This window comes from Streptomyces sp. NPDC008238 (genome assembly GCF_042956445.1).
Lineage (GTDB): Bacteria > Actinomycetota > Actinomycetes > Streptomycetales > Streptomycetaceae > Actinacidiphila.
The window spans coordinates 1-5,025 of sequence record NZ_JBIBGK010000067.1; the positions used below are offsets into that span (position 1 = coordinate 1).

Below are 5,025 nucleotides of genomic sequence, written 5' to 3' on the forward strand. Positions count from 1 at the left end.
CCCTACCCTCATGCCCGGACATCCCGGAGATCACCCGACCGAGTCGCCACACTCGAACCGATGCTCACCATGATCGATAGAGAAACGGCTTCTTAGGGCGCGCAGTCGACGGCTGGCAAGCAGACCATTGGTGGGGCCCCGTTCGACGTACCTGCCCTGTTCCGCCCCGCGGGGCCGCCCTCGGGGAGCGCGAACAACTCGCGGCGGACGTCCCGGACCCTGCCGACGAGGTCCTTCACGGCGCTGCCAGCGCAGGCGTGCCCATTAGCGACTCGAAGCTCCCGAAGTCTGGTCATGTGGGACGTCGCCCCGGCGGAGCCGGACGACGCCGCCGTCCAGGAGCCGCCGCTCGACGAGGCTGACCGCAGTCACCGACACCAGGACAAGCCTCACCAGCACCTCGCCCGGCGGCACCCTTCCGGCAGCTGGCCACGGCATCAGGTGAACGGACTCCCGGCCGTCGGTGTTGTTCACGACCTCCGTCACCGCGCCCCGGTGATGACGGCCGTCGAGCTGGAACGCGCGCGATGACGGCGGGGCTCCGGGAAGGGCGACGCGCTGCGGCTCCCCGCGCCTGGATGGAGGCCCGCGCCGGCGAGGGAAACAGCATGCGTCGACCTCCCGAACGGCGTGGTCCGCTTCCGCATGCGCATCATCGCGCCGCCGGGCTGGGCGGCACATGGGATCCCAAGCAAGTGGGTTTCCTCGGCTCGCTCGCGGCCAGACGACTTTACGGAACCGCCGCACTCCTACTCGTACAGCGGCTGCCCGAGGGCGGCACGCAAGCCTCGGTGCCCTTGTAGATCGGGGCCCCTCCCCTGCTACTGCCGGGGCAGTCGGGTGGCGGTGTCCAGGTAGAAGGCGTCGATGCTTTGTACGGCCCGCTCGAAGTCGTCGAGGTTGACGGGCTTGGTGACGTAGGCGTTGGCGTGCCGCTGGTAGGCGCCGGTGACGTCCTCGGGTGCGGAGGAGGTGGTGAGGACGACGACGGGGATGGCGCGCAGGTTCTCGTCGTTCTTGATCACGTCCAGGAGTTCTCGTCCGTTCATGCGCGGCATGTTCAGGTCGAGGACGACCAGGTCGGGCTGGGGGTGGCGGGGGTCGCCCAGGTACTCCAGGGCGGCGATGCCGTCTTCGACCTGGGTCAGGTTACGTGTGCCGTGTGTGGTGAGGGCATCCTCGATGAGCATCGCGTCAGCGGCGTCGTCCTCGACCAGCAGCACGTCGTAGGGGCGGGCGGGGGCGATCATCATCGAGGTCTCCGGGGGTCGCGTGGGGGGGAGCGTCTGGGTTGACCAGTCCCGGCCATCGCCGGCGGGCGCCTTGCCTGGTCATGTTGGATGCTCTGCCGATCTGCGGGTATCCGGCGCCGGCATCGGCGGCATCGTGAGCGGCGGTCTCCTCCAGTTGTTCGATGGCCTGCCGCAGATGGATCAGCATGTGCAGGTGGGCCAGGGCCTCCGCCTGGGCCGGTGAGCGGTCGCCCGGACCGGGCAGAGGTTCGAAAGCGCGACGAACGAGGTGACGGACGAGGTCATCGACCGCGCCGGCCGCGACCGCGGCAAGCTCCTCCTCACTCATCCGCAAGGAAAAGTGGATGCCAGGCATGAGCACACTGTAAGGCCCACGTTCCAGCGACAACAAGCGTTGTCGCCGTCCGGCTACAGTGTCCCTGTCGCCTGCACTTCAGGGCGGCTCGGCCGAAGACTGAAGGAGCTCGCCGTGACCAGCCGGCAAGGCAGGCCCACAAGCCTCTCGGCGTGGACGACCAGGCGCTGGCTGCGTGTCGGAGTGAGCGCGACCCTGGCGGTTCTGGCCGCTCTGAGTGCCGTGGGCGTGTGGGCGCTCAGCCGCACCTCCGCCCTTACGGACGAGCTGGTCAACACCCGGTCTCCCTCGCTGACCTACTCAGTGCGGCTGGAAGCAGCGCTGGTCAATCAGGAGACCGGTATACGGGGGTACGGCCTGACCGGCCGGAAGGACTTCCTTGACCCCTACCGGCAGGGGTTGTCCGATGAGAGGTCCGCCGTTGACCGGCTCCGCGTGCTGCTGGTCGACAACGCGCAGGGCCGTGATGATCTGCGGTTGGTGATGGAGCGGACGCAGGCCTGGCAGCAGCGCATCGCCCGGCCGATCGCCGCATCCCCTGCCGGAGCCCCGGCGGCGCTGGCGGCCGACCGGGCGGAGGAAGGCCGGAGGGCGTTCGATCAGCTGCGGGCGGCCGTTTCCACGCAGCAGGAGCACGTGCGTACCGCGCGGCTGAGCGCGGTACGCAACCTTGAGCGCGCCACGCGGCTGCGGAACTGGGTGTTCACTGCGATCGCCATGGTGATCGTGCTGGTAGCGGCCTTGGTCTTCGAGGGACTGCGCCGCGGGATCACCGCTCCGCTCACCCGCGACCGGCCCGAACCGGCTGTGGCTCGCCGACATCACCGAACACGCCACCGGCGAGGGCAAGCTCTATCTCTGCGCGATCAAGGACGTCTTCAGCAACCGGATCGTGGGCTACTCCATCGACGCGCGCATGAAGTCCCGCCTGGCCGTGACAGCCCTGGACAACGCCGTCGCGCGGCGCGAACACGTCGACGGATGCATCCTGCACACCGATCGCGGATCTCAGGGTAGATTCAACCGGTCGTCGCAACACCGGTCTTCCGGGCCGAGTGTAGGTGTTCGTTCCGTGCTTCCGCCGGGGTCTTCCATCCGAGTGTCTTGCGGGGCCGGCTGTTGAGAGCGTGCGCCACGGCCTGGAGTTCGTCGGCCGACCACCTGGACAGGTCGGTTCCTTAAGGAAAGTACTGGCGGAGAAGCCCGTTTGTGTTCTCGTTCGTCCCGCGCTGCCAAGGGCTGTGCGGGTCGGCGAAGTAGACCGCGACGCCGGTGTCGAGCTTTAACTGCGCGTGCTGGGACAGCTCCTTGCCACGGTCCCAGGTAAGCGATCGCCGGAGCTGCTCGGGCAGCGTCGTGATCACCGGTGTGAGTGCCTTGTTCATCGACACGGCGCCATATCCGGCGAGAGCGGGTCCGTTCTTCGTCCGTGGGATCGTGCCGTATCCCTCCTCGCGGGGCAGGTGGACCAGCATGGTGAACCGGGTGGTCCGCTTGACCAGCGTGCCGATCGCAGACCGGTTGAGCCCGATGACGAGGTCTCCTTCCCAGTGCCCGGGGACGGCGCGGTCTTCGGCCTCGGCCGGACGCTCGCTGATCATGACCTCGGGCGAGACGTGGGCCCAGGCTTTGCGCCGGGTGCGGGCGCGCGGGACGCGCAGTGCCCGCCCGGTGCGCAGGCAGGCGACCAGCTCACGCTTGAGGGCGCCGCGGCTCTCGACATAGAGCGCCTGGTAGATCGCTTCAGGCGAGATGCGCATCGATTCGTCCTCGGGGAAATCGACCTTCAGCCGGTGAGAGATCTACTCCGGGCTCCAGGACGACATCCACTTCCGGTCCTGACGGTGCGGCTTGTTGCGGCCCTTCCATTGCCCGGTCTCCGATCCTTGCACCGCGGTTCCGTCCAGGCGCGGACATGGCCCGAGAGCCGTTCCTGCACGTACTCGCGCAGCCGTGGATGCGCAACGAGCTTCGCTTCCTTCGGACGAAGCGCCAGCAGATCGGCTTTCCACTGCGCGACCGAGGCGCGGTAGTCCAGCTTGCCTGTGCGGGTCGCCGCGTTGCGACGCAGTTCGCGGGAGATCGTCGACGGAGCACGGCCCAGCCGGCGCCCTATCTCACGGACTCCGGTTCCCTGTGCCCTGAGGAGGGCTATTTCTTCACGTTCATGAAACGACAGATACCGCCCCACGAGCGGGGCAAGATCAACCGACGGCATGCCCCCACGCTGCCGGAACCATCGGGTGCCGACAGCAGGCGACACGCCGACCACACCGGCGGCCTCCTCGGTGAGAAGTCCTGCGGCGATCTCACGCCAGAACTCACGCTCGATCTCTCGTCGCAACGACGGCGCCCCCGGCGACTTCATCGCAGACCTACCTGTCAGTTCCTTCATCCACCCTGCCGGCCTGCCCATCACACCTCCGCAGTCGAGGTGTTGCGACGACCGGTTGAATCCACCCAGTTCCGGTCCCGGAAGTTCGTCCGGGCGCTCGACCGTCACCGGATGGCCGGATCGATAGGGAGAGTCGGGGCAGCCGGCGACAACGCGGCCATGGAGTCCTTCTTCAGCTTGCTGCAGAAGAACGTCCTCGACCGTCGGACCTGGACCACCCGCGAAGAACTGCGGATCGCGATCGTGACCTGGATCGAACGGACCTACCACCGCCGCCGCAGACAAGCCGCACTCGGCCGCCTGACCAAGCCGCGTGACCGAACCTGTCACCCAACGCTGCACCAGACCCACCGTGAGCCCGCCGTGCAGCCGCGGCACCCTGACCGGCGCCAACACCAACCCGCGCGTCAGCAACTGAGCCGCCAACTCCTCACACCGGTCCAGGCGGCTGCGCCAAGCGCCTGCGCCGTCCACGAATACGGTGGCTCCGGCGGCAGCATGGTGCGGGTGCGGTCGAAGCGGTGAGCTGCGCTTACACCGCAGCTGGCCGGCGCTTCGAGGCCACCAGGGGCGGTCGAACGGAGTGAGGTAAGCCCCGCCGGGCGGGCCCGCGATCCCCGAACGCAGTGAGGCATTGCCCCGTGGTGAGCAGCACCCCCGAAGCGCAGCGCCGCGCTACCCGCTCCGCGGTGTGACTCGTGCCTGCGCGCGCAGATGGAGCTTTGGGGTCTTGGTGTGCACTGGCTGGGCGGGGGCCGGCGGTGCCCGGCTGGCGGTCCCGGGCAGTAGGGAGACCCCGGGGGACGTCTTGGGGGAGGAACGCCGGGCGGAGCCTCAGTACCAGTGTGTTCGCCGGTCGTCGGCAGCGCGCGTCGGGATCGGTGCGGCCCCGCCGCGGCAGGCAGTTGGTCGGCGGGGTCGCGTATGTGTCGGCGACGGTTGAAATGAGGTTCTGGATCACTTTCCGTGCTGGGGCCACGGAGGGTCACCGAAACCGCGATCATGAACGGCCATGGGTGATG

At 68.4% G+C, this 5,025-nt stretch carries 1 protein-coding gene and 4 pseudogenes; 3 read left to right on the forward strand and 2 right to left on the reverse strand.

Translation table 11 applies throughout. The annotated features are described in order from the left end of the window. Window positions 1–821: 821 nt before the first annotated feature. Window positions 822–1,253, reverse strand: a complete 432-nt coding sequence (locus ACFZAU_RS41680; protein WP_500556587.1) for a response regulator — start codon at window positions 1,251–1,253, stop codon at window positions 822–824. A 583-nt stretch (window positions 1,254–1,836) separates the two neighbouring features. On the opposite strand from ACFZAU_RS41680, the pseudogene ACFZAU_RS41685 reads away from it, so the two are divergent. Then, window positions 1,837–2,241 (forward strand): annotated as a pseudogene (locus ACFZAU_RS41685) (CHASE3 domain-containing protein); the annotation flags it as partial. 154 nt (window positions 2,242–2,395) lie between these two features. After that, window positions 2,396–2,644, forward strand: a pseudogene (locus tag ACFZAU_RS41690) (transposase); the annotation flags it as partial. Here the strand turns inward: ACFZAU_RS41690 and ACFZAU_RS41695 are convergent. Then, window positions 2,628–4,003, reverse strand: a pseudogene (locus ACFZAU_RS41695) (IS30 family transposase). The pseudogenes ACFZAU_RS41690 and ACFZAU_RS41695 sit on opposite strands and share 17 nt — an antisense overlap. A gap of 63 nt (window positions 4,004–4,066) precedes the next feature. On the opposite strand from ACFZAU_RS41695, the pseudogene ACFZAU_RS41700 reads away from it, so the two are divergent. Then, window positions 4,067–4,309 (forward strand): annotated as a pseudogene (locus tag ACFZAU_RS41700) (integrase core domain-containing protein); the annotation flags it as partial. Between the last annotated feature and the right edge of the window lie 716 nt (window positions 4,310–5,025).

Bases quoted from the DNA above. Each gene is read 5' to 3' on its own strand.
- ACFZAU_RS41680 (WP_500556587.1), bottom strand. From the start codon at position 1,253: ATGATGATCGCCCCCGCCCGCCCCTACGACGTGCTGCTGGTCGAGGAC.